Origin of the sequence: Halonotius aquaticus (assembly GCF_003605575.1) — an archaeon.
In the GTDB taxonomy this organism is placed as follows: Archaea; Halobacteriota; Halobacteria; order Halobacteriales; family Haloferacaceae; genus Halonotius; species Halonotius aquaticus.
In genome coordinates, this window is sequence record NZ_QKNY01000013.1 from 173,425 (window position 1) to 196,295 (window position 22,871).

Below are 22,871 nucleotides of genomic sequence, written 5' to 3' on the forward strand. Positions count from 1 at the left end.
ATGTGCTGTGACACGCGCTTGCGGGGACAACGTCGTCAAAAGATCCGATTAGACTTTCGCGGCTTTCTTCCGGGTGATGTAGCCGGCGACCCGGTTTCGGACACCCTTCGATTCGACGGTGGTGAGCTTGCTGACGTTTTCCTTGTTCGTCTCGAAATCCGTGTTGAACGCCTCCGGATAGTCCTCAAGCAGGGTGCGACCGAGCTGCTTGACGTACTTCGGTTTGATTGCCATACACGGGATTACCCGGAGCACCACTAAAACGATTCGTTCCGCGACAGTCGTCGTTCAGCCCTCATTACCGGTCAGCGACCGCCAGTCGGTCGCCTCACTCAGAGTCTCAAAGGCCGCCCGCTCCTGGGGCCCCCCGCATTTTTCAACTGTTTCCTCGAAGTATGCCAGTCGATCGAGCAGTGTTTCAGTGTCATAGCTCGGCACATCCAACCGCGAGGCGGCGACGGTCGCATCGATGACGGCCCCGAAACCGCGGTTGATCGTGTGTGGTCGTTCGGCGGCGACAGTCCCCGTGTCGGTTGGCCGAAGCTCCCACCGCTCCCACTCGGTGCCGCCATCTGTACCGGTTGCGACGGATTCGGCTGCAACGTCGACCCATGCGTCGGCACTCGGCAATACGGGATGTTCTTCCTCTCGGATCGTCACCGCAGCATCGACGAACGCTCGTGGGTCAGGGGAAAACTGGACGACACCACCGCCCTGCCGGTGAAAGTTGCGCTTCGTGCGGGTGTTGCCCCAGGTTGTCGCTTCGACCGGCTCGCCTGACTCGTCGGGGGCATGCAACCCAAGGGCAGCCATGTTCCAGCGGTCGTTCGGGCCGAGGGTGGCGACGATTGACTCGGTGACGCCGCGGAGCGCAACCGGCCAATCGCTGGCGACGCTGTCGCTTGGATGCCCGCCGTCGCTGGTCATACAGACAGCCCACGTTCAAGCGCAATAAACAGCGCGGCGGCGGTCAGATCCGCCGTGGTGCCGGGGTTGTAGCCGGCGTCGACGAACTCCGCGGCGAGTTCCTCGGCGGTCGTGAGGTCGCCGTCGGTATCGACGCGCTCGGCGACTGTGGCGGCCCGCTGGGAGACCTTGCGCGCGGTTGCCGCATCGTGTGTTGTCGCCACGAGCGTATCCGGCTGCGCAGCCAGCAAGTCGAGAAAAAGTCGCGCCGTGCGATCGCCGACCGGCCCACTGTCGGCCAGCAATTTGTCGGCTGCTGTGAACGCGCGATCGAAGCCGGTGACCCACTCGCGGGCGTTGCCATCAGGAACCCCCTCGGCGGGATCGGCCGCAAGTTCCATAATCTCACCCAGTGATAGCTCTCGCTCTCGGAGCGTCGACGCGGCCGCAGCGCCCCGGCGCACGTCAAGTGCGTCAGCCTCCGGCGGCGGGTCGCCGACGGCGACATCGACATGCTCGAAGGCCCGATAGAACTGCACCGCGTCGTCGACGGTCGTTGCCGCAACGATCTCGCTAACGCCGGCCGGTGAGAGATCGTCGGTTGCCGCAGCCCGAACGAGTGGCACGAGCAACAGCAGGCAGCCAAACTGCGTGTTGCCGCCCTGTTGGGTTGCCATGCCGGCGACCGCCTCCTCGAAGGCGACGCCGACGGGATCGCCGGCTTCCGCCCGACGGAGCCCCTCGGCTGCGCCGACCGCGCCGGCCATGAAGTGCTCAAATCGGAGCTCATCGAGATCGCGGTGGCGGTCGACATTCCCCGGCTTTGGGGTGCCACTGACTTCGAGCAGCAGGGCGAGTTGTGCGTTTTCGGCTGGGGTTCGGTCTCGGTCGGTGCCGGCCGCCGGCTGAGTATCGTCGCTCATGGGTTTGGCTCCGGGCTGTGCTGTGCAACGGCGTCGGCGACACGGCGCAATACCTGGCCGTCGGGATCGCGGCTCGGTCGCCCGACGCTGACGGCGTCGGCTCCGAAGCGACGATATTCGCGGACGCTGTCGGCGTCTCTGACCCCATTGTTCGCGATCACGAACAACTCGGTCGCGTCGGCAACCGCACCGACGACGGGTTCGGTGTCCATCGCGTCGATATGGATCGCATCGCCACCGGCCGCCTCGATCGCTTCGGCGACCGCGACAAGATCAACGCCGTCGACGGCGGCTCTGACCTTGGCGCTGACAGCTGCCCCTTCCTCGGCGGCGACGGCGACGTAGTCGGCCAGCCGGCTGCTGTCGGCCAACAGGGACTCGCCACAGCCGACCGCACAGAGTTCCGCTTGGCGGCAGTGAGCATTGATCTCCAGGATCGCGTCGTAGTCGGCACAGATCGCTGCCGCCGCTCTGATGGGGTCGGCGGTCGTGGTTCTGACGTTGATGGCTGGCCGAATCGACGCGGTATCGGTGGCGACCGTCTGGAGTTGGGCGTCGATGAACGCCAGTGGATCAGCCGGGAGGAACTCCTCGCGATCGCGGGCGACAAGCTGGCGGGCGGCCTCGCGGGCGGGCTCATCAAGGGCGATCCCACCGAGAAACGCCGCGCCCGCGTGATCGGCGGCAGCCAGTGCCCACTCGGCGTCGGCCTCGCCGCTCAGGCTGGCCAGCGCAAGCGGTGGCTCAAACACGCGCCAACGCCTCCTGGATCGCCGCGAACACGCGCTCGCTGTCGGCGACCGTCTCGATCGCGGTGTCAGTGCGAACCACCGGACGATCCAACTCGGTCTCGTCGTCGGTATCAAGCACAAAGGCGTCGACAAACGGGTAGGCGTCGGCGACACCCTGTGTACTCGGTTCCCGGCCGGTCGCGGCCATGAGATCAGCCGCTGGCCCCGAAAAGACACGATCCTCGATAAACGGCGAGACAGCGACGACATCGGTCTCGTCAAGTGCGGCTTCGACGCCGTCGAGGGCGAGCATTGGGCCGATACTCGTCACCGGGTTTGAGGGACCGATCACGACCGGGTTGTCGAGGGCGTCAAGCACGTCGTCGGTTGGTTCAGCGTCGTCGGCTCCGCGGAACTCCACATCGTTGACAGCAACGTCGCCGCGGTGGCCAACCCAGTATGCTTGGAAATGCATCAGTCCCGAGTCGGTGTGGATGAGCGACGCGACCGGATCGTCACTCATCGGGAGCAGTGTCACCTCGACACCGAAGGCGTCGGCGAGGATCGCGGTTGTCTCGGTGAGCGAGTGCCCCTCGTCCAGCAGGCTCGTTCGCGTGATGTGAACAGCTCGATCGCGGTCACCGATCGTCATGAACTCCGCAATCCCCGAAAAGCGTCGCCAGCGAGCGATTTCGCGACCGGTGGTCTGCTTGTCGTCGGGCAGAAATTGCGGCCCGTCGTCGAGGCCGGCGGCGTCGGCCAGTCGGTGGAGTTCCGCGGTTGTCTCGTGGCTGTCGCCGTCGATTCCCCACCAGCGGTCGGTATCGAGCATCCCGCCCTCGTGGAACAGCACCGTATCGAGATCCGGACAGACGAGCAGCCCGCCGAGCTCGACATCATCGCCGGTGTTGCCAACGACGGTCAACTCGGCGGGATCGACGTGAGCTTTCGCGCCGGCCAGCAGCTTCGGCGTCCCCGTCCCGCCGGCGAGCAGCGTGCGCATACTTCCGGTTCGGCCCCTGTCCGTTTGTATCCGACGGCTCTTTGCCACCGCACACAAAGCCAGCCACATGAACGAGACGCGCCGAACACTGCTGTCGGCTTTCGCTACGGGGCCGGCAACGGGCCCGGAACTCGCCGCGGAGTTGGGCGTTTCGCGGGCCGCCGTCTGGAAACAGGTCGACGCGCTGCGCGAGGCCGGCTTCGAGATCGAAAGCACCCCGGACGGCTATGCCGTCACGAGCGTCCCGGCGTACGGCGCGGCCGCAATCGAGTATGAACTCGACGCACCCTATACGGTCGAGTACCACGACTCGATCGGGAGCACGAACGATCGTGCCCGCGAGCTCGCGGTCGACGGCGACCGCGATATCGTCGTCGTTGCCGACGAACAAACTGGCGGTCGGGGGCGACTTGAGCGCTCATGGGACTCGCCGCCTGGCGGGATCTGGGCCTCGGCGGTGCTCGATCCGTCGTTGCCGGCCGCCCACGTCCCGCTGGTCACATTAGCCGCTGGCGTTGCTGTCGTCGATGCCTGCCGCGCCGTTGGCGTTGAGGCGACGCTCAAATGGCCCAACGACGTGCTCGTCGGCGACGACCCTGACAGCGACCGTGGCGGTCAGAAGCTCGCCGGCATTCTCACCGAGATGGAGGGGGAAGCCGACCGCGTTTCCTGGCTCCTCGTGGGGATTGGGCTCAACGCCAACATCGCACGCGAGGCGTTGCCGGACGGCGCGGCCAGCCTCCAGGAACAGGGCGGCGACGTTGATCGTCGGGCAGTGCTCCAGACGATCCTTGAATCGCTGTCGACGTTGGTAGCTGCCCCGGACACGATCATCGAGCAGTGGCGGGCCTACAGCAGCACGCTCGGCCGCGCGGTGCGTGTCGATACCGGCCGCGAGCAAATCGAGGGAAGGGCTGTCGACGTTCAGTTCCCCGGCGCGCTCGTCGTTGACACAGACAGCGGCGAAGAAGTCGTCCATGCCGGCGATTGTGAGCATCTCCGGCCGGTCTAATCAGTTCAGAGGTAGCCGAGATCGCTGAGTCGGTCTTCGAGTTCGGGGTGATCTGCGACGGCCTCTTTGAGCGTTGAGACCTCCACCTTGCTGGCTTCCAGTATCTGGAGTGCCGAGCGCAGTTTGTAGTGTACCTCTTGGTCGTCTGTCTCCTCGATCACCGATTCAAGCAGCGTCTGCACCGTCTCCAATGGATCCTCGCTCATGGTCTCTCTGGGGACTGGATTAGTATAATCGGTCTGCTTCCGGCTCTCTGGACTGCCACAGGTGAGCCTTACTCGCCGTGGCGATAGGTTTCGATGATATCGTCGAGTACCATCGCCCGCGGGTCGGTCGCGGGATACTGCGTGTCGATCAGCTCGCGGGCGGTGTCGACCTCACCGCGGAGAGCAAACTGCCGGACGCGGGCGGCGACCTGATAGAATTCGCCGTCACCCTCGCCTTCCGGCTCCTCGCGACCCAGAGCGTGGTCGGGAAAGACCTCATCGCGGACGTCCTCGAAATCCAGCATTTCGGGTTCGTAGTCGTCAATCTCGGAGAGGACGTACTCGACGGCAAACCGCTGGAACTCCGATTTGCTGGAAAACTGGTCGCCGGAGACCAGCTCCTCGACCCGATCCATCACCGTCTCGGAGAACCTGACTGTGGATTTGACCATTTGTCTTCGGTGTTGGGTGGCAGCTACGTAAGCCTATCCCAGCGTCAGACGCCCGTCAGCCGCCGATGTGGCGGGATAGACTCCAAGCAGTTCAGGCGAGCAGCCGACGATCAGTCCCGCCGATCGCGGACGATATCGAGGGCCTTCCCCGGTGCGCCGAGGGCGTTGAACCCGACGCCGACAAGCACAAACAGGGTATAGAGGCCGAGCGTCGATAGAAAGATGATCACCATGGCGAGGATCGCCAGCCAGTCATTCTGGAGCCAATAAAACGCCCCGAGGGTCATGACGGTGCCGTACAACAAGACCATATATGGTCCCCAGCCGCGGGCGTGGCCGCGGCGGCGCTTCCGGCGGATATAGCGTTCGAGGTCGGCTTTGAGGGCTGGCTTGTCGACGGTTCGATCCTCGATATCGGCCTCGAAGTCGTCGAACTCCGCGCGAAGCTCCGCAAGACGGGCGTCGAGATCGCTGATATCCGGGGCCCCCTCCGGCTCGACGTGACCGCCGTCGCTGGCGGTCGTTTCGTCGGCACCGGGGGTGTCGCCGCCACCTGCCCCATCGTCAGCGATCGACTCCTCGGCGGTTCGCTCAGGCGACATGTATCCGACACCTCGGTTGCCGGGGTGTTGTAACTGCCGATCCGGAACCGCGATCGGCTGGTGGGTGCTGTCTCAGGTCGGTGTCGCCACGCTGTCGACGCCGGCCAGTACCGCGTTGATGATCGCACCCAGAATGACGATATTCGCTGCGAGATACAGCCACGTCACCAGCAACAGAATGCCGCCGATAACCCCATACGCCGTATACTGGGTTGCACTGGCGGCATAGAGCTGAAAGCCGGCCTGCAGCAGTGTCCAGCCCACAGCCGCAAAGAGTGTTCCCGGGAGGGCGTCTCGGATCGGTATCGGTGGATTCGGGAACTGCCGGTAGACCGGCACCAAGAGCAGCGTCAACACGGCAGGGAGGCCGAGGACGCCAACTACCCGACTGCCTGTGTCGAGCGGCAGTGCGGCCAACACGACCGCAAGCACGACCATGATCCCGATGCCACCGCCGATCCCGATGAGAACCAAGCTCGCATCCCGGAGCTGGCCGCCGAGACTCGCGGTGTCGCCTTGGCCGTAAACGGTCAGAAAGGCGGTATCGAGCGCGCGAAAGACTTTGAGCGTACTCCAGGCGAGGACAGCGAGCCCAACGATGGTCGCGCTACCGGCTCCAGGCGCGTTCGCAATCGCTCCTGCGACGGCTTCCTGGCCGGCTGGTGTGAGAAATCCGCTGGTCAGGGTGACGAGCCGCTCGGCGACGCTCGCACCGCCGACGCCTGTCGCCACGACGAGCAACAACAGGAGCGCGGGCAACAACGAGACAAAGGCGTAGTAGGCGACCGCGGCGGCCAGAAACGTGATCTCCCTGTCTCTGGCCGTCGCCACGACCGCTTTTGTTGTCGCCACGATAGTCCGGGTTCGCGAGTTCACGACCGTCCGTTATCGTGGATCGCCGAAAAGGGGTTGGTATGTCCGTTATCGCGGATCGCCGAAAAGAGGTTGGTGTGTTGACTCAGCGGGTGATCTCTCGCGGCTCAGTTGTCGGCGTCGGGAGCCGCCGCTTCCCGGATCTCTGTGACATCCGCGTCGGTTTTGAACGCTGTCCCGCTGTACTGGGCAGGGGTCGCCTCATAGCCCGCGGCGCGCAGGTCGTCGAGAAACTCGTCCATCGCGTTAGCCGGGACGCCCCACTGCTTGCAGAGGCGGTGTTGGTCGTAATGGGTCGGTGTATCGAGTTCGTCCGCGACCGTCGCCAGCAGTTTGTCAGCCTGTTTTCGTTCGCCCAATTCTGGGCTGAGTTGCTGGCGAACCAGTTCGGTAAACTCGCTGTCGGCGACCCCGCCGAGCCAGATCGGGCCGGCGGTGACGACGCGATTGCTCCCACAGTTCGGACAGGTCTCGGGCACCGACTCGGGATACCAGCCGAACTCGTGCTCGCGGGCGAGACAGTCCTCGCAGTGGTGGACAAACCCCAGCGATTCGAGCAGGTCGTCGGCACGGCTCGCGCTGTGGTCGAGTTCCAAATACGTGCGGGCGTAGTGGCGGCTGACATGGGAGCAGATCGGTTCGGCGGCTACATCGTAGCGGGCGGCCGTCCGAACTAACGCGGAGATGAGCGTTCGCAGCCCCATCTCAGGGTGGTAGTCGGTGTTGCGCGGCACCGCGCTGTACTTGCGTTTCCCGCTGTTGAGATGCGCGCCACAGATCGGTGCGGTGTCGGTCGCCGTCACACAGACCATATTGCGGGTTTGAGCGAAGGCAGCGTCAGCGAAGGGGATCGGTGTGCCGAAGGGATCGAGATCAACGATATCAAACATCTCCTCATGCAGGAGGGCGTTGACATTGCGCTCAACGACCGCACCGTCGAGATCGTTGCGAGCGAGGTTTTGTCTGGCGAGGGCGACAGCCTTGCTGTCGGTGTCACAGCAGGTCACGTCGTACCCTTCGTTTGCGGCTCGCACGCCACGAATCCCGGAGGCAGCCATCCCATCGAGATAGGTGGCAACACGGGGTTCCCGTTCCTGGTAGGCCCGCAGCACGGCGACCGTGATATCCCGATTGAGCTCCATTGTCGGGTTGAAGAACACGCCGTCGCCGCTGCCCTCCCGGGTGCCGTCTCGTGGCTGCTCGACGTCGATCTCGACGCCGCCCTCGCTGAGTTCCATAGCGACCGTGGGTACCGCCGCCGGAAAAAGGACACCGAACCTGATTAGGCCCGGTATCCTGTAAGCCCGCTGTGAGCGAGGTCGACGACTGGCGGGCGGCACTCGATGCGGCCGGTGAGCTACAGCCGGCGATCGTTACCGCCATCCTCTCGGCCCACGGCGACCGCGGCGGCAAAGCCATCGACGCGGTGGCTGAACAACGGGTGAAGCGGTACCGCGATTTCACCGTCGTCGTCGGCTACGAATCCGAATACGTGATCGAAGACGGCGGCTGCACCTGTAAGGACAGCCAGTACAATCTCGACGCGGATGAACAGTGCTGGCACGCCCTGGCCGTCGAGATCGCCGAGCGAATCGATGCGATTGATCACCACGATATGTGGTACTCTGACGTGCGAGACTTCATGTAGGTCGCGGCGACTTCACCGCGGATCTGTCGTCAACACATAGCCAAACAGCGGCCCGAAGGCGGCGACCAACGCGGCGGCGACAAGCGGCTCAGATGGCCCTGCCGTGAGCCCGGCGACGACAACCAAGCCGGCAGCCACGCCGAGGCCGCCGAGCAATGTGTTTCGGCGTCGCTGCTGTGTCGGCTGTACACCGCCGAGGTAAAACAGCCAGCCGGCGAGGAAGACCAACAGCGCGCTGGTCGCCGCCGGGCCGGTGGCGGCGACCGTTCCGATAGCAAGCAGCCCGGCTGCACCGAGCGTTGTTATGACAACGACAACACGCGGCTTGAGACTCGCTGGTGGGGTGCCGTAGCTGCTGGCGTAGCCCGCAACCGGCAGAAAGACGACGAGTGCCAACAGCCAGCCGAACACAACCGTGTCGATGGTTGGTGGCTGTTGGCGAACGATCCCGCCCCAGACGACAAGTGATGCACCGCCGGCGATGATCGTGAGGAGTCGCGGCGGTAAGACGCCCGTCGGCGAGTCGCTGGTGCGTACCGCGTAGGCCCCGAAGGGGTACCAGCAGACAACGGTGGCGACGATCGCTGCGGCCGGATCACCAAGTGAAAAAAGGACGAATCCACCGATCCCGCCCCCGAGGATTCCCCCGGCGATCAGGGCCAACTCGGGCGCATACCGGTTCATACAGCCACCTCGCGGTGGGTGCCAAAGAGTCACGCGGTTCTCGATCCCGGCAGCGGAAGCGTTTAGACGGGGGATTCGCTACGACGGTGTATGGCGAACTGTCCACTGGCGGAGGACTGTCCGAGCTTCTCCGAGCGGATGCAAGGCATGGGGTGTCAACACTACGAGGAGAACCGCGGCGGCGCGGAGTGGTGCCAACACTACGGGATGCCGATCACCGAACTCAAACAGCAGCCGGTCACCCCCGGCGAGGAGGTTATCGTCGACATCGACGATATCCACGAAAGCGGGGCCGGCGTCGGCAGCACCGAGGATGGCTTTATCGTGTTTGTCGATGGGTTGCTCCCACCGGCTCGCGCGAAGGTGCGGATCGATCGCGTCAAAGGCAGTCACGCCCGCGCAAAGAAGATCGTCGAACGGCTCCCACTGGAAGCCGACGAGGAATCTGAGGAAGACGCCGATGCCGACTTGGACGATGAGGAGACCGACGATGCGGATACCGCCGCCGCCACCGGTGACGACGACGGCGATACCGAGGAATCAGCCGATGAGGAGGAAGACACGGACGACAGCGACGACAGTCCGGATCGGCCCGACCGCGACCGCCTCGGTAGCCGCGAGAACTTCTGGGGTGGCTGAGGTCGGTCACCGAGCGATGCCGCCGTGGACAGCGAAGTCTGTAGCTTTTTGCAGTTCCCCGACAATACGTGAGCAATGACCGACAGCGATGGCACGCCAACCGCAACGCCACCGGACGAGGACGGCGCGTCACTCGATGTGGCCGCACTCCTCGATCGGATCGGGTTCGATCCCGAGACCAATGTGTTGACCCAGCGGCAAGCCGAGGTACTCGCGCTCCGGGAACACGGCCTCCGCCAGCGGGATATCGCCGACCGACTCGGCACCTCCCGGGCCAACGTCTCAAACATCGAGAGCAGTGCGCGCGAAAATGTTCAGAAGGCGACCGAGACGGTCGGGTTTGCCGAAGCGTTGTCGGCACCGGTGCGCGTCGAAATCCCCGCCGAGACGGATCTCTATGATGTGCCGAATCTGATCTTTGATGCGGCCGACGAGGCGAACGTGAAGGTTACCTACACCGCCCCCGATCTGATGAAACTGATCAGCGATGAGGCCTCCGCGGCGATCAAAGGCCGCAACGTCAGAACCAGGCTGTTCGTTAGTGTCACTTCGGAAGGCGCGATTCGCGTTCGACAGGCAACGCACTAGCTGTCGGTATTTTGGTTTCCGTCGGCCTCCCAGGTTTCGATCCGGCCAGCTTCGATATCCTCGACACAGCCACGGCAATCGATGTGGTCGGCGTCGAAACAGGCAGGCCGGCCCTCGCTGTCGATCGTGGCGGCGCGCTTCACCGCGTGGCGGCGACACACGAGTTGCGCGCGGCCGGCATCGTCGGTCGGTAACGCCGCGGTCACGTCGTCGTCAGCCTCGGCTACTCCCTCGTCAAAGGCGGCGCGGGTGCGTTCGACGTTCCGGCCGGCTGCGCGGAGGTGCTCCCGCAGGAACGCTTCAAGCCGCTCGTCCATAGCCGGCTTTCGACGGCAGTCGGTATAGGCTCGTTGCTGGTGGCGTTCCTTGGCTTGAGTCACCCCAGTGTCACTGAAAATGTCTGACGCGATATCGTTCAATCCTGACGCTTGTTGTCGGATTTCACTTTCAGTTTGCTCCCCATATCTTTTATACGATGCGGCACCAACCGACGTATGTCTCCCATTGAAAACACCGCGGAGGCAACCACTATGACCGAATTGCGAACACACGCAGCCGAGATTGCGGAACAGTTCTCAGACCACGTCGACGTGACCGAAGACGAGGTCGAATCCAAGCTCCAACAGCTTGTCGAGGAGTACCAAGTCCCCCTTGATGAGGCCACGCGGAGCGTCAGAAACAGCTACCTCGAAGAGGCCGGTATCGAACGCGATGAGATCAGCCAGGGCGGCAGCGACCAGGTGCTGGTTAACGAGATCGACCAAGACGAGCAGTGGGTCGACCTCCGCGTCAAACTGGTCGACCTCTGGGATCCCCGCAGCGACTCCATCTCCCAGGTCGGTTTGCTGGGCGACGAATCGGGGACGATCAAGTTCGTCGCGTTCAAGACCTCCGAACTGGAGAAACTGGCGGAAGGCCAGAGTTACGAGCTCTCGAATGTCGTCACCGACGAGTACGAGGGCACCTATTCCGTCAAACTCAACCGCACGACGACGATCACCGAGATCGACGAGGAAATCGAGGTCGGCGACAACAGCGAGACGATCGAGGGTGCGTTGGTCGACGTCCAGTCTGGCAGCGGGCTGATCAAACGTTGTCCCGAGGACGACTGTACCCGCGTTCTCCAGAACGGCCGGTGTGCCGAACACGGTGAGGTCGACGGCGAGTTCGACCTCCGCATCAAAGCCGTGCTTGATGACGGCCAGACGGTACAAGACGTGATCTTCAACCGCGAGGCGACCGAGGAGCTAACCGGTATTGAGCTAGAGGAAGCCAAACAGCTTGCCAAGGATGCCCTCGATACGACGGTTGTTGCCGACGAGATGCGTGCCGATATCCTCGGCCGGTATTACACCGTCACGGGGCCGACACTCGGCCGCTACGTGCTCGCAAACGAGTTCGAACAACACGACGGGCCAGCAGATGCCGAACGTGTCCTGATCAAAGCGAGGTCGATCTAAGATGAGCGAATCCGAATCCGAATCCGAGTCTGTCAGCCGCGAGGTCGCACAGCGTGTGTTCGCCGCCGAGTTCAACGACGCCAGCTACACATTCAAGGAAAGCGACGACGACCGCGCGCCGGTGTATCTGCTGTTGCCGACCGGCGAGCGCGCCAACCGGATCTTCGTCGTCGGCACCCTCACCGAAACCGAGGATGTCGGCGAAGACAACGAGTACTGGCGCGGCCGGATCGTCGATCCGACGGGGACGTTCTTCGTCTACGCCGGTCAGTATCAGCCCGACGCCGCAAGCGCGTTGCGGGAGCTTGAACCACCGGCTTACGTTGCGGTCGTCGGCAAGCCCCGCACCTACGAAACTGACGACGGCGATATCAACGTCTCCGTTCGTCCCGAGTCAATCACCGAGGTTGACGCCGCAACCCGGGATCAGTGGGTTGTCGAAACCGCCGACCGAACACTCGACCGGATCGACGCCTTCGATGCGGCTGGCAACGAGTACGCCCGCATGGCGGGCGATGAGTACGGCGATGCTGTCGCAAAATACACTGAGACCGTCGTCGAAGGGCTGGAAAGTCTCGAAACAACGGATGAACTCGATGCGGATGTGGCTGCCGACAGCGACGGTGATACTGCGGATGCGACCGACGATGACGCTGAGGGCGACGCCGTCGATACGGCTGACCCGAGCCCGCAACCGTAACTGTCCTCGCAGCTGTTAGCGATCCGTTTTTACCGCCGTTTTATCGGAGATTCCGCGTCGACACACCATGTTTGTGTCGCGTCTGACGAATCATTAAGTATTTGCGCCCGCCATATGTGGACAACTGAGCGCACACCATGGGAAACAAAAACAAGACCATTTCCTTCCGTGTCAACGAGGATTCCTTCGAGAAACTGCGGGAGATCGCCGAACAGCGTGACATCTCGCTGTCGGCCGTCTTCCGGGAGTACGTCGAAACCCTCGTCGCCCACGATGGCCAAGTCGAGGTCGTCCCCGAAGCGCGGATCGACGACGCCGACGACACCGATGCGTTCCCGCCGAAAGTTGAGGTACCGAAAAGCTTCGTCCGCGAACACGAACGGCTCGAACTTGAGGCCGACCACCTCCGCGAACAGCTCGAAGAGCACAAACAGTACGTGACGTATCTCCACGACCGGCTTGATGAGCAAACCGAAGACGAAGAGGAGGTCGTCCGGCTGGAAGATCTCGATTCAGAGGTCGACACGGGTGAGGAAGACGAACCGACCTTCCGACTCGGGTAAGTTACCCTGTCAGATCTCGTTTTGCGGTGCGAATTGCTTCGCTCCGGCCTGTGTTCTCGATGTCGGCGAGTGCCTCGGCAGCCTCCAGTGTGCGGACTGACTGGTCGAGAAATGAGAGGATATCCCCTGAGTACGCATACAGCATGTAGTCGTCGCCCATTACATCGACGATGGCGTCGGGCCCGAATCCCTGCGCGCGAAGCTCCAGCAGGTAGTCGATAAACTTCCGTTCGGCACAGCCACAGTAGGGATGAGACTCGCAGCTACAATCGAGGAAATCCTCCGAGAAATCGAGGACGCGATCACGAGTCGTGCTGTCGAGTTTGGCGAGACTATCGCCGGTAAACAGCATATCAAGCGTTGCCCCGGCAAACGCGCTTTTCGGGAAACTGGTGTCCAACTGCGAGGCGAGTTGGCGATGGTTTTTGACGTAGATCTTGTCCGTGATGGCCACAGCTACCTGCCCGTAACGGCGGCGACGACAAAAGCGTCGCGTTCGGCGGCCAGCGGTTGGATGGCAGGCGTTCCCGCGGAGTCCCCGAGTCGTAACGTATATCTTCCCGAACGGAATACGATGGGATGCGTGTCCGGGGTAGGGTAGTGGACTATCCTTCAGCCTTGTGGAGGCTGAGACGCGGGTTCGATTCTCGCCCCTGGACCTTTCTGTCTCCGAACTTCTCTCCTTGTGAGCGTGTGCTCCGTATGGAGCACCGCGAACAGAACGCTGTGAGGAGAACGTTCAACGAAAGAGAATCGAAGCAGGGAGTGGAGTGAACGATACCGAGCGGAACGAGCGAGGTTCGATTCTCGCCCTTAGAATTTCCTGCTCTAATTTGTGATCCCAATAGCTTTGAGTCTGCTGTCGACATACTGATTCAATGACGCCTCGCGGCCGCCGACTGCTCGCCGTCGCACTCCTCGTTGGGCTGTTGGCCGGCCTCTCAGTGTGGCATGGCACGCTTGTGCCAAATGCGTCAGACGGGCGATATCCCGGCCCGGAGGCTATCGCAACTGATGGTGATGCCATCGTCGGTGACACGGTGACGGTGTGGGGAACTGTCGTTGCAACTGACCCTGTTGTGATCAAAAGCGGATCGCGTGGTGAAGCTATTCGATTTACCCTAACTGGCGAGCCAGTCGGTGACGCGTCAGTTGGGGCCGGAGCCGGTGTCCACGGGAAATTACAATCCACAGATACGATCGCTGTGGAACGCGCTCTGTTTCAAGAGCCGTGGGAACTGCAGTATCTCTACGGTATTTCATTTATTGCCGGGTTGTGGGTACTCGGCCGATTTCTCCGTGACTGGCACCTTGACGGCTCGACGTTTTCGTTCCAGCTGCGATCGCACGAAGGCTGAGATGGACACCGAAACCAGTACTATCCACTACCAAAATATGATGAGCAACCATTATATAGTCGCCCAGTAACGTACCGCTATGACCCAGCGGGCGATCGTCGTCGATGACTCCTCGTTTCAGCGAAATATCGTCTCGAATACGATCGGGAACTGGTTTGATGTCGTCGGGACGGCGAAAAACGGGAAGGAAGCCATCGAGGTGTTTGAAGCGAAGCGCCCGGATGTCATCACCATGGATATCATGATGCCGGAGCTCAATGGCATCGAATCTCTCCGCCGAATCAAATCTCGCTCCCCAGAAACGACGATTGTGATGGTGACAAGCGTCTCCCAAAACGAGAAGATGCGAGAGGCTGCCCGCGCCGGTGCTGACGGCTATGTGACAAAACCAGTCGACACCGAAGCCCTCCGTGAGGAGTTCGACGATGTACTTGATTTCCCGGTGACCCGCTAATCCACCTCGTTATCGCAGTGCTGCAACCAGTTTTTCCATCCCCGCGAGGCCCTTTTCGACGCCTGTTCTGAGGAGTGACCCGCTCTTGAGTGTCCCAAATCTGGCATAGGAAGCCGTCTGTAGTGTGCCTGCCTTCGCGTAGTAGCCGCTTTTTCTGGCTGCACCGATCGCGTAATGTTTGGCCGCCATCGGCACCGGCGCCCGTCGTCCCTGCACCGCCGTTGAGCCGTTGCGGATCGCCGTGAGCACATCCCCGCGTGTAACCGCCTCGCGGTCGACTTCCGGGATCGTGATCTCTGTGTACGCTCGCCCGACGTACGGCAGCGTGTGGGCGTCGCTGGCGGCGACAGTCGGGTAGCCGTAGGCCTCGGCGTACCGCCGAGCGCGTTGGTTCTTGTAGCCGGTAAACAGCCAAGCGTTGAACGTCTCGATCGCGTCCACATCGGGGATGTTCTTCTTGCGGACGCCGTGGCGCGTTCGCTGGAAGGGATGCGGGACGATGGCGACGCCGCCGTGGTCGCGGATCCACGCGACCGTTTCATCGTACGGCGCACGGCGTGGCGGCATCTCATCGACGCCGATCGCAAGCAGGTGGCCGTGGGCGGTTGACACCTCGACGCCGGGGATCCCGATAAGTCCGTAGTCAGCTGCGAGAGCGGCCGCACGTTTGGATTCGTGGATCACGTCGTGGTCGGTGATGACGACGCCGTCGAGCCCGATGTCGGCGGCGTGTTCGAGGATGAGGTCGACCGGCTCGTGGCCGTCGTAGGAGCCCTCCGAGTGGACGTGAAAATCGAGCTGGAGGGTTGACATACGATTCAGAACGCCCTACACGAACAAAAAGCTCGGCACTCGGCGTCGATCACACCGTCGCCGCCAGCCGCTTGCCAACGTCGACGCCACACCACAGGGCCTCGTGAGCCCGTGGCTCGCCGACAACCCAGTCGCCGGCGACATAGAGACCGTGTGCCTCCAGCGGCTCGACGGCTTCGCTGTCGACGCCAGCATCCGGGAGAGCATATCGCCAGCCCTGATCGTCGACCCAGTTCGGTTCCGTGAGGCGGTCGTCATCGAGGAGCCGGGCGGCCTTCGCAGCAACCTCGCTTGCGGCGTCGTCGACCGGCTTATCGTAGTTTGCTGTCGACCAGTCGGGCGCCATCTGGACGACCAGTAGTTCCTCGCCGTCCGGTATGTGGCCGGGTTTGCAGGATTCCCGGGCCAGCCAGCCAATGTCGTGGTCGCGGTCGTCGTTGACCAAGGCATAGTATGGGCGATCGATCTCGAAGGGGTAGTGCAGCATGAGCGACCGAATCGTCCGATACGGCACCTGATCGACAGCGTCGGTAGCTGCCGCGAGGTCGCCGTCGCCATCGACGAGTTCGGTCGCCCGCAGGAGGTCGGCCGTCTGTGGGGCTGGCGGAGTCAACACGACGGCGTCGAACGGGCCGTGTGTCGCGCCATCGGTATCACTGATCGTCCAGCCTGACTGGCCTTCTTCGAGTTCGTCGACACGAGTTTCTTTCCTGATGTCAGCATCCGTTCGGCCAAACAGTCGCTTGGCGAGTTGGGTGATCCCGACCTCCCACGTCCATTTGTGGGATTCTGGCCGCTGACTTTCCGAGATCGTGCCCTCGCCGTCGAAGGGCCACACCGGTGCGTCGATGTCGACGAGGCCGTCGGCCCCAAGCGACGTCAGCAGCTCACGGGTTCGCTCGTCGCTGTCTTTGATATAGTTCGCGCCGTGGTCGTATCGGCAGCCGTCTCGGCGACGGGTCGCGGCGCGGCCGCCGACGCCGCGGCTCTTTTCGAGTGCCGTAACCGACACCGGCTCGTCGCTGAGTGCGTCGGCCATCCCTGCCGCGGCGAGTCCGGCACCCACGATACAGAGGCGACTCTCGTCGTCTGTGGACATACAGATCGATAGCGCGCCAGCCGGTAAAACCTCTCGCCGGGTGCCGTTTCAGTGATCGAATGAATCCCCCGCTTTCAGCTTCCGAACCCGCGTTGCCAACGCCCAAAACAGCGGCAGTACCGTCAGGACGACCGCAGCCCACCCCGCCAGTTGAAACGCCGTTGCCTCCAGCGCAATCGGTGTCTCGCGGGCCAGCGGGATCGCTGTATGGTGTGGCTCACCGACAATGGGGATAAAGTAGTCAACCGTGAGGTCGACTGTGTACCACAGTACCGCGGGGCTGACCGCCCGAACCGGAAAGTCGGTTATTCGGTGGAGGACGAACGCTTGGACGACCATGGCGAGATGGCTGACGAGGAGGAAGGCATACAGCGGGAGCGGTGTGAACGCGAGGAACTCCTCGGCGAAGACAACCAACACCCACGGCGTCCACAAGCCGAGTTTGATGTTGCCAAAAAAGGCCAACGTCGTCAGCGTGTCGTTGGCTCGCCCAACAGCCCACAGCGCGAACGCACCCGCGATAAATAGCGTTGCCATCGGGCTGTCAGGAACAAAGAGCCACATTTCTGTGGGCGTCGCGGCGAATTGGGCGCGGTAGTACCAGAACCCAAAGGCGGTGCCCGCGAGGTTGATGGCGACAATCAGCCAGACGAGCCGGAAGCCGAGATTCTCTAGGGTGGCTGGCACCGGCGACAGCCACCACGGCAGATCATCACGAGCGGGCAGTGACTGTCGATCACGCAGCAGCCGGGACATACCGGCGGTGCGACGGCGAGTTCAATAAGTGACGCGATGCCGCTCAGGCACCGGTTTTCTCGACGTGGTACCACGTGCCGTCCCAGCTGACGGCGTACTCAAGGATTGATTTGAGCATGAGGACGCCAAACACCGGGTAGACAAACGGTGCGATGAGCGTAATCGAGACAACCGAGTCGATGTCGCCGGCTCGGGTGTCCGTCCAGCCGACGCCGGCGGCGATAAGCGCGGTCGCGAAAATCGGGAGTAGATAAAACAGCGTGGCATCGAACAAGACCAACACCGAGAGCTTCGAGAGCAACACCAACAGGAAGATGCTGCCGCCGATGCTCGTAATCATCCGCGACATCGAGATCCAGCGGCGGTGTCGAATGCCGTCGGTGAGCCGCCCCATCAGCGTCGCATGCAGCACTTCGACCTGTCCAATGCGCCATCGCTTGCGCTGTCCCCAGAAGTCCGTGAGCGTGTGTGGGGCTTCCATCAGGCTGGTGTAGTTTCTGGCCTGTCGTACCGACAGATCATGGCGGTAGCATTTGTGGGCGAAAGCGAGGTCTTCGGTCAGCAGATCGTCGTAGCCGCCGACTGTTTCGTACGCTTCTCGGGTAAAGACCGTCGACGAACTCCGGCAGTTGCGGAACCCGGTCAACTCAACCAGTTTGTAGCTGGCGTGGAACGTCACGCGCTCACAGTAGGCCAACGTCTCGACAAAGCCGGTTGGCTCGGGGATGCGACGACCCTGGAATACGTCGTGGCCCTCGATGTGGAGTGCGCCCATGCCGCTGGCAAGGAACGAGTCGTCAACGACCTCGTCGGCGTCGAAGACGGCGAAGGCGTCGCTTTCGGCCCGTTCAACGACTGTTTGGATCGCGCCGGCTTTCGAGCCCGGATGCTCGTTGATCATCACCGACACGGTATCGTCGGTCATGGATCTGGCAGCCGTGATCGTCGCTTCGTCGTCGGGTTCGCAGGCGATAACGATCTCACGATTCTCGTAGGTCGACGCTCGCAGGCTGTCGACGCTCCGATGGAGGACATTCGCGTCTCGATAGACCGGAATAATCGCCGTCAGCTTCGGGCCGTCGGTGAGTTCGGCGACATTGGTCGCAGGCGTCGAGACTTCGTGGATTAACAACAGCCCGCTAAACAGGAGAAAGCCGGTAAAGACGAGGCTGGCCGAGATGGCATCGAGCCAGACGATTTCGAGGGAGAGCCACAGCAGCTCGACGGTGAGCACCTGCTGTTGGATCCCCTGATAGAGGCCGAAAAGCACCAACAGCAGGGCGGTTCCGGCCCACCCAATCGTTTCAAACGCACGTTGGAGATGGGCTCTCATAGCGGGGTAGTGATCGATAGTGCTGTCGCTATCAAGTAAAAGCCCTCGAAAACGACCCGTAGCGTCGATCATATCCAACATTTGGCATGGGAGGCATCCACAGTCGAGACTGTCGATCAGTTTTGTGTTCATTTCAGGGTCAACGGTTTAGTTCCCAGCCGACAGATGAGATGTATGACAGCCACAGCACTCCCACAGTTGGAGGCCCCATGAGCGAGTCAGCCCGTTCCCGTGGTCGGAGACGCCCGAACGCACGAGCCCAGCAGTCGCTTCGCCGCCCAACGCGGGAAGCGTACTCGATCCGTACCATCGAGTTCGACAGCGACGGCGAGACCTGTGTCGGGACGCTGTACCTGCCTGCTGAGACCGACACGCCACCGGTTGTGGTGATGGCACCTGGGCTCGGCATGTGGCGATCCTTCGTCCTCCCCGCGGTCGCCGAGCGGTTTGCGGCTGCTGGCTTCGCTGCCTTCGTCTTTGATTTCCGCCATCACGGTGACAGTGAGGGTGAGCCACGGGGGCTCGCCGACCCACAGAAACAGATCGCCGACTACGAGGCTGCGATCGAAGCGATGATTGACACCGACGCTGTCGACAGCAATCGCCTCGTCCTCTGGGGCTACTCCTTTTCCGGTGGTCACGTCCTCTCGGTCGCTGCCGACGACTTTCGGGTCGCCGGGGTGATCGCAACGGCCCCCTTCGTTGATGGCCGGCAGGAACTCCGCCGCTCGTTGCGACAGTCAAAACGACTCCTGCAATCGACGGTGGCTGGCTTGCGGGATGCGGTCGGCGCAAAGATCGGTCGAGGACACGAGGTACGACTCGTTGACGACCCCGGCGAGTTCGCGGTGCTTTCCGCTCCGGGCGCAAAGCGGGCGATCCTCGATGCCGTCGACCGCGATTCCGATTGGGTCAATCGGTTGCCGGCCCGTATCTTCCTCGCACTGTCCTCGTATCGACCGATCACGACCGCCGACGAAATTCGCTGTCCCACGCTCGTTATTGGAGGCAGTCGGGATCAGATCGTTCCCGCCGAAGGCCCCGAAGCCGCGGCCGACCGCATCCCGGAATCGACGTATATCGAACTCCCGGCCGACCATATGAGCGTCTTCGATGCGGACTTCGAGACAGTTGTCGGTCACCAACTCACCTTCCTCCGGGCGACAGTCGACCACCGGCAGTGATCGTGCGGTGACCGGCTGTCGCCGTCGACAGCGACAACCGACAACCCTTAGCAACCGCCGCCCGCAGACCTCCCTATGACCGCAGACGCCGACCGCGTGGCCGACCTCGTCGAGCGTGTTGACGCTGGCGAGATTCGCCTCCACCAACTGACTGACCACACTGATTCCGACACCGCTGCCGCCGTCCGCCGGCAGGTCGTTGAAACCGCTGCCGACGCCGACTGTGAGGCCATCGGCGACTACGGCTTCCCGGCGGCGGTCGCCGAACCAAACATCGAGAATATGATCGGCACCGTACAGGTGCCGCTGGGCGTCGTCGGCCCGGTCGATATCAACGGGGCCGCACTCGACGACGAACGCTACCTCCCGCTGGCGACGACCGAGGGCGCGCTGTTGGCTTCCGTCAACCGCGGTTGCTCAGTCATCAACAAGGCCGGCGGTGCGACCGCCCGCGTGACGAAAGCTGGGATGACGCGCGCGCCGGTGTTCAGCGTCACCGACGTAGCCGAAGCCCTCGCGCTCGTCGAGTGGGTTCGGGACAACGAAGCCGCGCTCCGTGAGGCCGCCGAGGAGACGACGAACCACGGCGAGCTACAGGACGTGACACCCTACGTCGTCGGTAACAACGTCTATCTCCGGTTCCAGTACGACACGAAGGACGCGATGGGGATGAACATGGTTACCATCGCCACGAAGGCCGCCTGCGAGGTAGTTGAATCCGAAACCGCCGCCTCCCTGGTCGCGCTGTCGGGGAATCTCTGTACGGACAAGAAGCCAGCAGCGATCAACGCGGTCGAGGGCCGCGGCCGCTCGGTGACCGCGGATGTCGTCGTCCCGAGCGAGGTCGTCGTCGAAACCCTTGATACCACGCCCGAAGCCATCGCCGAGATCAATACCCGGAAGAATCTCCTCGGCTCCGCGAAAGCCGGCGCGCTCGGATTCAACGCCCACGTCGCCAACCCGGTCGCGGCGATGTTCCTGGCGACCGGCCAGGACGAAGCCCAGGTTGTCGAGGGGGCGAACGCGATCACGACAGCCGAAGAGACCGACGACGGCGACCTCTATATCTCCGTTTCGCTGGCGAGTCTCGAAGTCGGCACCGTCGGCGGCGGCACGAAGCTCCCAACGCAGTCGGAAGCCCTCGACATCCTCGGCGTCGGCGGCGGTGGCGACCCCGCAGGAAGCAACGCAGACGCGCTGGCGGAGGCGATTGCGGTCGGCGCGCTGGCGGGCGAACTCTCCCTGCTCGCCGCGCTCGGTTCGCGGCATCTGTCGAGTGCCCACGAATCGTTGGGTCGCTGACGGCGAGGTGCTGCCGGTCGCCGCCGCGAGTTACAGCAGTCGATACCGACCGCGACTTTCTGAGGCGTCACCCACCCGACAGAGTTTTTCGAGGAGGTTGCTCGCTTTCTCTGCCGGCACGCCACGATCAGCGGCGTAGTCGACGATCTCGCGTTCTGTCGGTCGATCCTCGCCGCCAGCCTCCCGGACGGCTTCCCGAACGATCTCGTCGTGCGATCCCGCTGTCTCCCGTGTCGTCTCACCTACGGCAGCGACGCTGTCGGCATCGATCCCAGACGCCTCCAGATATTCGCGGTCGTCGATGCCGGCGTCCTCGGCCTGCTGTTCAAGCTCTGAAACATGCGCGACATCGGCGAAGGCTTCGGAATCGCCCTGTTTTTTCGCCAGCAACGCTGATCGGGCCTCTCTGGCCGCCGATCGATCCTCGGATTCGAACAACCGTTTCAGCTTGCTGGTTTGGTGCGTCCGCTCACATCGGGGGCACGTCGCGGAGTCAGCACTGTCAGGATCAGTAAGGAGCCACAGCATACTGCAGTTGTTGCAGCCAACGACCGCGTACATATGATGGTCGTCTCGGTGTACCGTGTTGAGTTTGTGGGTCGCGGTGCGGCAGCGTTCGGTTACCCACCGCTGACCGGCGGAAACAACGCGAGTTCGTCGTCGTCGCTGACGGGCGTGGCGAGGCCGGTGTCGCTGACGTTCTCGCCGTTCCGCAGCAGATTGAGATGGGATTCGAGGTCACCGTCGGCTGTGAACACCCGATCCGCTAACTGGGGATACTCGGCCAACAGCGCGTCGAGCGCATCACCGGCGGTCGGTTCGCTGTCGTCGACGGAGACGTTGATCTCGTCGTCGCCGGCGCGTTCGGCGAGATCCGCAAACAGCTTCCAGCGCATACCCGACTGTCAGCGCGCTGCTGTATGAGCGTTTCGTCGACACCGCAGCAAAAAATAACGAAGCTTGGGACGGCTTACTCTTCGTCTCGTGCCCAGTCTTCAGACCGTTCGACGGCGTCTTTCCAGCGGTCGTAGTTGACTTCGATGTCGGCGTCCTCGTCGACGGGGAAGCGTCGGTCGACCTGCCAGTTGTCGCGGAGTTCGTCAACCGTGTCCCAGTAGCCGACTGCGAGGCCGGCGGCGTAGGCCGCGCCCAGGGCGGTCGTCTCGTCGACGACCGGGCGGACGATCTCCGTGCCGATGATGTTCGACTGGAGCTGACAGAGGAAGTTGTTTTTGACCGCACCACCGTCGACACGCAGACTCGACAGGTCGATGTCCGCATCCGACACCATCGCTTCGGCGACGTCTTTGGTCTGGTAGGCGATGGATTCGAGCGTGGCGCGAACGATGTGTTCGCGTCGGGTACCACGGGTCATGCCGACGATCGTCCCGCGTGCGCGCTGATCCCAGTGGGGGGCACCGAGACCAGTGAATGCTGGGACGACATAGACGCCGTCAGTCGAGTCGACGCTGCGTGCGAGTTCTTCGGACTCGGCAGCGTCCTCGATGAGCGTCATGTCTTCGAGCCACTCGATCGCGGCACCGGTAATGAAGATCGAGCCTTCGAGGGCGTACTGCACGTC

Annotated in this window: 29 protein-coding genes, 1 tRNA gene and 1 pseudogene; 12 read left to right on the forward strand and 19 right to left on the reverse strand. The window is 62.8% G+C overall.

Going from position 1 to position 22,871, the window contains the following annotated elements; translation table 11 throughout:
- Nucleotides 1–48: 48 nt before the first annotated feature.
- The 5 genes from DM826_RS09085 to cofD are packed head-to-tail and all read right to left on the reverse strand — an operon-like array spanning nucleotide 49 to nucleotide 3,563.
- Entirely contained in the window at nucleotides 49–234 is a 186-nt protein-coding gene (locus DM826_RS09085) for a 30S ribosomal protein S17e (RefSeq protein WP_120103077.1), read from the reverse strand.
- A 54-nt stretch (nucleotides 235–288) separates the two neighbouring features.
- The gene (locus DM826_RS09090) at nucleotides 289–927 is read right to left on the reverse strand and encodes a DUF447 domain-containing protein (protein ID WP_120103078.1); all 639 of its coding nucleotides are present in this window, start codon (nucleotides 925–927) and stop codon (nucleotides 289–291) included.
- Nucleotides 924–1,829 carry a triphosphoribosyl-dephospho-CoA synthase gene (locus tag DM826_RS09095; RefSeq protein WP_120103079.1) on the reverse strand — a complete coding sequence of 302 codons (906 nt, stop codon included), beginning with the start codon at nucleotides 1,827–1,829 and terminating at the stop codon, nucleotides 924–926. The genes DM826_RS09090 and DM826_RS09095 overlap by 4 nt, the downstream gene beginning before the upstream one ends.
- A complete protein-coding gene (locus tag DM826_RS09100) occupies nucleotides 1,826–2,581 on the reverse strand; it encodes a beta/alpha barrel domain-containing protein (protein WP_120103080.1) in 756 nt (251 codons plus the stop codon). The genes DM826_RS09095 and DM826_RS09100 overlap by 4 nt, the downstream gene beginning before the upstream one ends.
- Entirely contained in the window at nucleotides 2,574–3,563 is a 990-nt protein-coding gene (cofD, locus tag DM826_RS09105; protein ID WP_120103081.1) for a 2-phospho-L-lactate transferase, read from the reverse strand. Before cofD ends, DM826_RS09100 begins: the two co-directional genes overlap by 8 nt.
- A 67-nt stretch (nucleotides 3,564–3,630) precedes the next feature.
- On the opposite strand from cofD, the gene DM826_RS09110 reads away from it, so the two are divergent.
- Nucleotides 3,631–4,575, forward strand: a complete 945-nt coding sequence (locus DM826_RS09110; RefSeq protein WP_120103082.1) for a biotin--[acetyl-CoA-carboxylase] ligase — start codon at nucleotides 3,631–3,633, stop codon at nucleotides 4,573–4,575.
- A gap of 5 nt (nucleotides 4,576–4,580) precedes the next feature.
- Here the strand turns inward: DM826_RS09110 and DM826_RS09115 are convergent, their stop codons facing one another.
- From DM826_RS09115 to DM826_RS09130, 4 genes and pseudogenes are all read right to left on the reverse strand, one after another.
- On the reverse strand, nucleotides 4,581–4,781 hold the full coding sequence (locus DM826_RS09115; protein WP_120103083.1) for a hypothetical protein: 201 nt from the start codon (nucleotides 4,779–4,781) through the stop codon (nucleotides 4,581–4,583).
- A gap of 68 nt (nucleotides 4,782–4,849) precedes the next feature.
- Nucleotides 4,850–5,233: a transcriptional regulator gene (locus tag DM826_RS09120; protein ID WP_120103084.1), complete on the reverse strand. Its 384-nt coding sequence runs from the start codon at nucleotides 5,231–5,233 to the stop codon at nucleotides 4,850–4,852.
- Between the two features lie 110 nt (nucleotides 5,234–5,343).
- Nucleotides 5,344–6,711: pseudogene (locus DM826_RS13410) on the reverse strand (YihY/virulence factor BrkB family protein).
- Nucleotides 6,712–6,815: 104 nt separating this feature from the next.
- Nucleotides 6,816–7,946: a tRNA (guanine(26)-N(2))-dimethyltransferase gene (locus DM826_RS09130; RefSeq protein WP_120103085.1), complete on the reverse strand. Its 1,131-nt coding sequence runs from the start codon at nucleotides 7,944–7,946 to the stop codon at nucleotides 6,816–6,818.
- A gap of 71 nt (nucleotides 7,947–8,017) precedes the next feature.
- Here DM826_RS09130 and DM826_RS09135 point away from each other — a divergent pair, with 71 nt between their 5' ends.
- Nucleotides 8,018–8,356: an SWIM zinc finger family protein gene (locus DM826_RS09135; RefSeq protein WP_120103086.1), complete on the forward strand. Its 339-nt coding sequence runs from the start codon at nucleotides 8,018–8,020 to the stop codon at nucleotides 8,354–8,356.
- Nucleotides 8,357–8,368: 12 nt separating this feature from the next.
- On the opposite strand, the gene DM826_RS09140 is transcribed toward DM826_RS09135, so the two are convergent.
- Complete coding sequence (locus tag DM826_RS09140) at nucleotides 8,369–9,040, reverse strand: hypothetical protein (RefSeq protein WP_120103087.1); 672 nt, start codon at nucleotides 9,038–9,040, stop codon at nucleotides 8,369–8,371.
- A gap of 90 nt (nucleotides 9,041–9,130) precedes the next feature.
- Here DM826_RS09140 and DM826_RS09145 point away from each other — a divergent pair, with 90 nt between their 5' ends.
- Nucleotides 9,131–9,679, forward strand: a complete 549-nt coding sequence (locus DM826_RS09145) for a TRAM domain-containing protein (RefSeq protein ID WP_120103088.1) — start codon at nucleotides 9,131–9,133, stop codon at nucleotides 9,677–9,679.
- Nucleotides 9,680–9,754: 75 nt separating this feature from the next.
- Complete coding sequence (locus tag DM826_RS09150) at nucleotides 9,755–10,267, forward strand: Tfx family DNA-binding protein (protein WP_120103089.1); 513 nt, start codon at nucleotides 9,755–9,757, stop codon at nucleotides 10,265–10,267.
- Here the strand turns inward: DM826_RS09150 and DM826_RS09155 are convergent.
- Entirely contained in the window at nucleotides 10,264–10,584 is a 321-nt protein-coding gene (locus DM826_RS09155; protein WP_120103090.1) for a DUF7091 family protein, read from the reverse strand. The genes DM826_RS09150 and DM826_RS09155 overlap by 4 nt on opposite strands.
- A gap of 213 nt (nucleotides 10,585–10,797) precedes the next feature.
- Here DM826_RS09155 and DM826_RS09160 point away from each other — a divergent pair, with 213 nt between their 5' ends.
- The 3 genes from DM826_RS09160 (at nucleotide 10,798) to DM826_RS09170 (ending at nucleotide 12,990) form a co-directional block, all read left to right on the forward strand.
- Nucleotides 10,798–11,727: a replication factor A gene (locus DM826_RS09160; protein ID WP_120103110.1), complete on the forward strand. Its 930-nt coding sequence runs from the start codon at nucleotides 10,798–10,800 to the stop codon at nucleotides 11,725–11,727.
- 1 nt (nucleotide 11,728) lies between these two features.
- Entirely contained in the window at nucleotides 11,729–12,427 is a 699-nt protein-coding gene (locus DM826_RS09165; protein ID WP_120103091.1) for an RPA family protein, read from the forward strand.
- A 137-nt stretch (nucleotides 12,428–12,564) separates the two neighbouring features.
- Nucleotides 12,565–12,990 carry a ribbon-helix-helix protein, CopG family gene (locus tag DM826_RS09170; protein WP_120103092.1) on the forward strand — a complete coding sequence of 142 codons (426 nt, stop codon included), beginning with the start codon at nucleotides 12,565–12,567 and terminating at the stop codon, nucleotides 12,988–12,990.
- Between the two features lies 1 nt (nucleotide 12,991).
- Here DM826_RS09170 and DM826_RS09175 read toward each other — a convergent pair whose 3' ends face one another.
- On the reverse strand, nucleotides 12,992–13,444 hold the full coding sequence (locus DM826_RS09175) for a DUF5814 domain-containing protein (protein WP_120103093.1): 453 nt from the start codon (nucleotides 13,442–13,444) through the stop codon (nucleotides 12,992–12,994).
- A gap of 132 nt (nucleotides 13,445–13,576) precedes the next feature.
- Here DM826_RS09175 and DM826_RS09180 point away from each other — a divergent pair.
- The 3 genes from DM826_RS09180 (at nucleotide 13,577) to DM826_RS09190 (ending at nucleotide 14,802) form a co-directional block, all read left to right on the forward strand.
- A tRNA-His gene (locus tag DM826_RS09180) sits at nucleotides 13,577–13,649 on the forward strand.
- A gap of 219 nt (nucleotides 13,650–13,868) precedes the next feature.
- Nucleotides 13,869–14,348: a hypothetical protein gene (locus DM826_RS09185; protein WP_120103094.1), complete on the forward strand. Its 480-nt coding sequence runs from the start codon at nucleotides 13,869–13,871 to the stop codon at nucleotides 14,346–14,348.
- 79 nt (nucleotides 14,349–14,427) lie between these two features.
- The gene (locus DM826_RS09190) at nucleotides 14,428–14,802 is read left to right on the forward strand and encodes a response regulator transcription factor (RefSeq protein ID WP_120103095.1); all 375 of its coding nucleotides are present in this window, start codon (nucleotides 14,428–14,430) and stop codon (nucleotides 14,800–14,802) included.
- A gap of 9 nt (nucleotides 14,803–14,811) precedes the next feature.
- Here DM826_RS09190 and DM826_RS09195 read toward each other — a convergent pair whose 3' ends face one another.
- From DM826_RS09195 to DM826_RS09210, 4 genes are read right to left on the reverse strand one after another with little or no spacing between them, the layout of a single operon-like run.
- Nucleotides 14,812–15,615: a CehA/McbA family metallohydrolase gene (locus DM826_RS09195; RefSeq protein ID WP_120103096.1), complete on the reverse strand. Its 804-nt coding sequence runs from the start codon at nucleotides 15,613–15,615 to the stop codon at nucleotides 14,812–14,814.
- A gap of 49 nt (nucleotides 15,616–15,664) precedes the next feature.
- Nucleotides 15,665–16,714, reverse strand: coding sequence for an NAD(P)/FAD-dependent oxidoreductase (locus tag DM826_RS09200; RefSeq protein WP_120103097.1), 1,050 nt, complete (start codon nucleotides 16,712–16,714; stop codon nucleotides 15,665–15,667).
- Nucleotides 16,715–16,762: 48 nt separating this feature from the next.
- Nucleotides 16,763–17,470: a DUF1405 domain-containing protein gene (locus DM826_RS09205; protein ID WP_120103098.1), complete on the reverse strand. Its 708-nt coding sequence runs from the start codon at nucleotides 17,468–17,470 to the stop codon at nucleotides 16,763–16,765.
- A 43-nt stretch (nucleotides 17,471–17,513) separates the two neighbouring features.
- Nucleotides 17,514–18,875, reverse strand: a complete 1,362-nt coding sequence (locus DM826_RS09210) for a glycosyltransferase (protein ID WP_205738827.1) — start codon at nucleotides 18,873–18,875, stop codon at nucleotides 17,514–17,516.
- Between the two features lie 137 nt (nucleotides 18,876–19,012).
- Here DM826_RS09210 and DM826_RS09215 point away from each other — a divergent pair, with 137 nt between their 5' ends.
- Together DM826_RS09215 and hmgA are read left to right on the forward strand one after the other, a co-directional pair.
- On the forward strand, nucleotides 19,013–19,987 hold the full coding sequence (locus tag DM826_RS09215; protein WP_120103100.1) for an alpha/beta hydrolase: 975 nt from the start codon (nucleotides 19,013–19,015) through the stop codon (nucleotides 19,985–19,987).
- Between the two features lie 75 nt (nucleotides 19,988–20,062).
- Nucleotides 20,063–21,289, forward strand: a complete 1,227-nt coding sequence (hmgA, locus tag DM826_RS09220) for a hydroxymethylglutaryl-CoA reductase (NADPH) (RefSeq protein WP_120103101.1) — start codon at nucleotides 20,063–20,065, stop codon at nucleotides 21,287–21,289.
- 30 nt (nucleotides 21,290–21,319) lie between these two features.
- Here the strand turns inward: hmgA and DM826_RS09225 are convergent, their stop codons facing one another.
- From DM826_RS09225 to DM826_RS09235, 3 genes are all read right to left on the reverse strand, one after another.
- Entirely contained in the window at nucleotides 21,320–21,850 is a 531-nt protein-coding gene (locus DM826_RS09225) for a DUF5817 domain-containing protein (protein WP_120103102.1), read from the reverse strand.
- A 59-nt stretch (nucleotides 21,851–21,909) separates the two neighbouring features.
- The gene (locus DM826_RS09230; protein ID WP_120103103.1) at nucleotides 21,910–22,185 is read right to left on the reverse strand and encodes a ubiquitin-like small modifier protein 1; all 276 of its coding nucleotides are present in this window, start codon (nucleotides 22,183–22,185) and stop codon (nucleotides 21,910–21,912) included.
- Nucleotides 22,186–22,259: 74 nt separating this feature from the next.
- A partial coding sequence (locus DM826_RS09235) for an FGGY-family carbohydrate kinase (protein ID WP_267899974.1) occupies nucleotides 22,260–22,871 on the reverse strand: 612 nt, incomplete at its 5' end.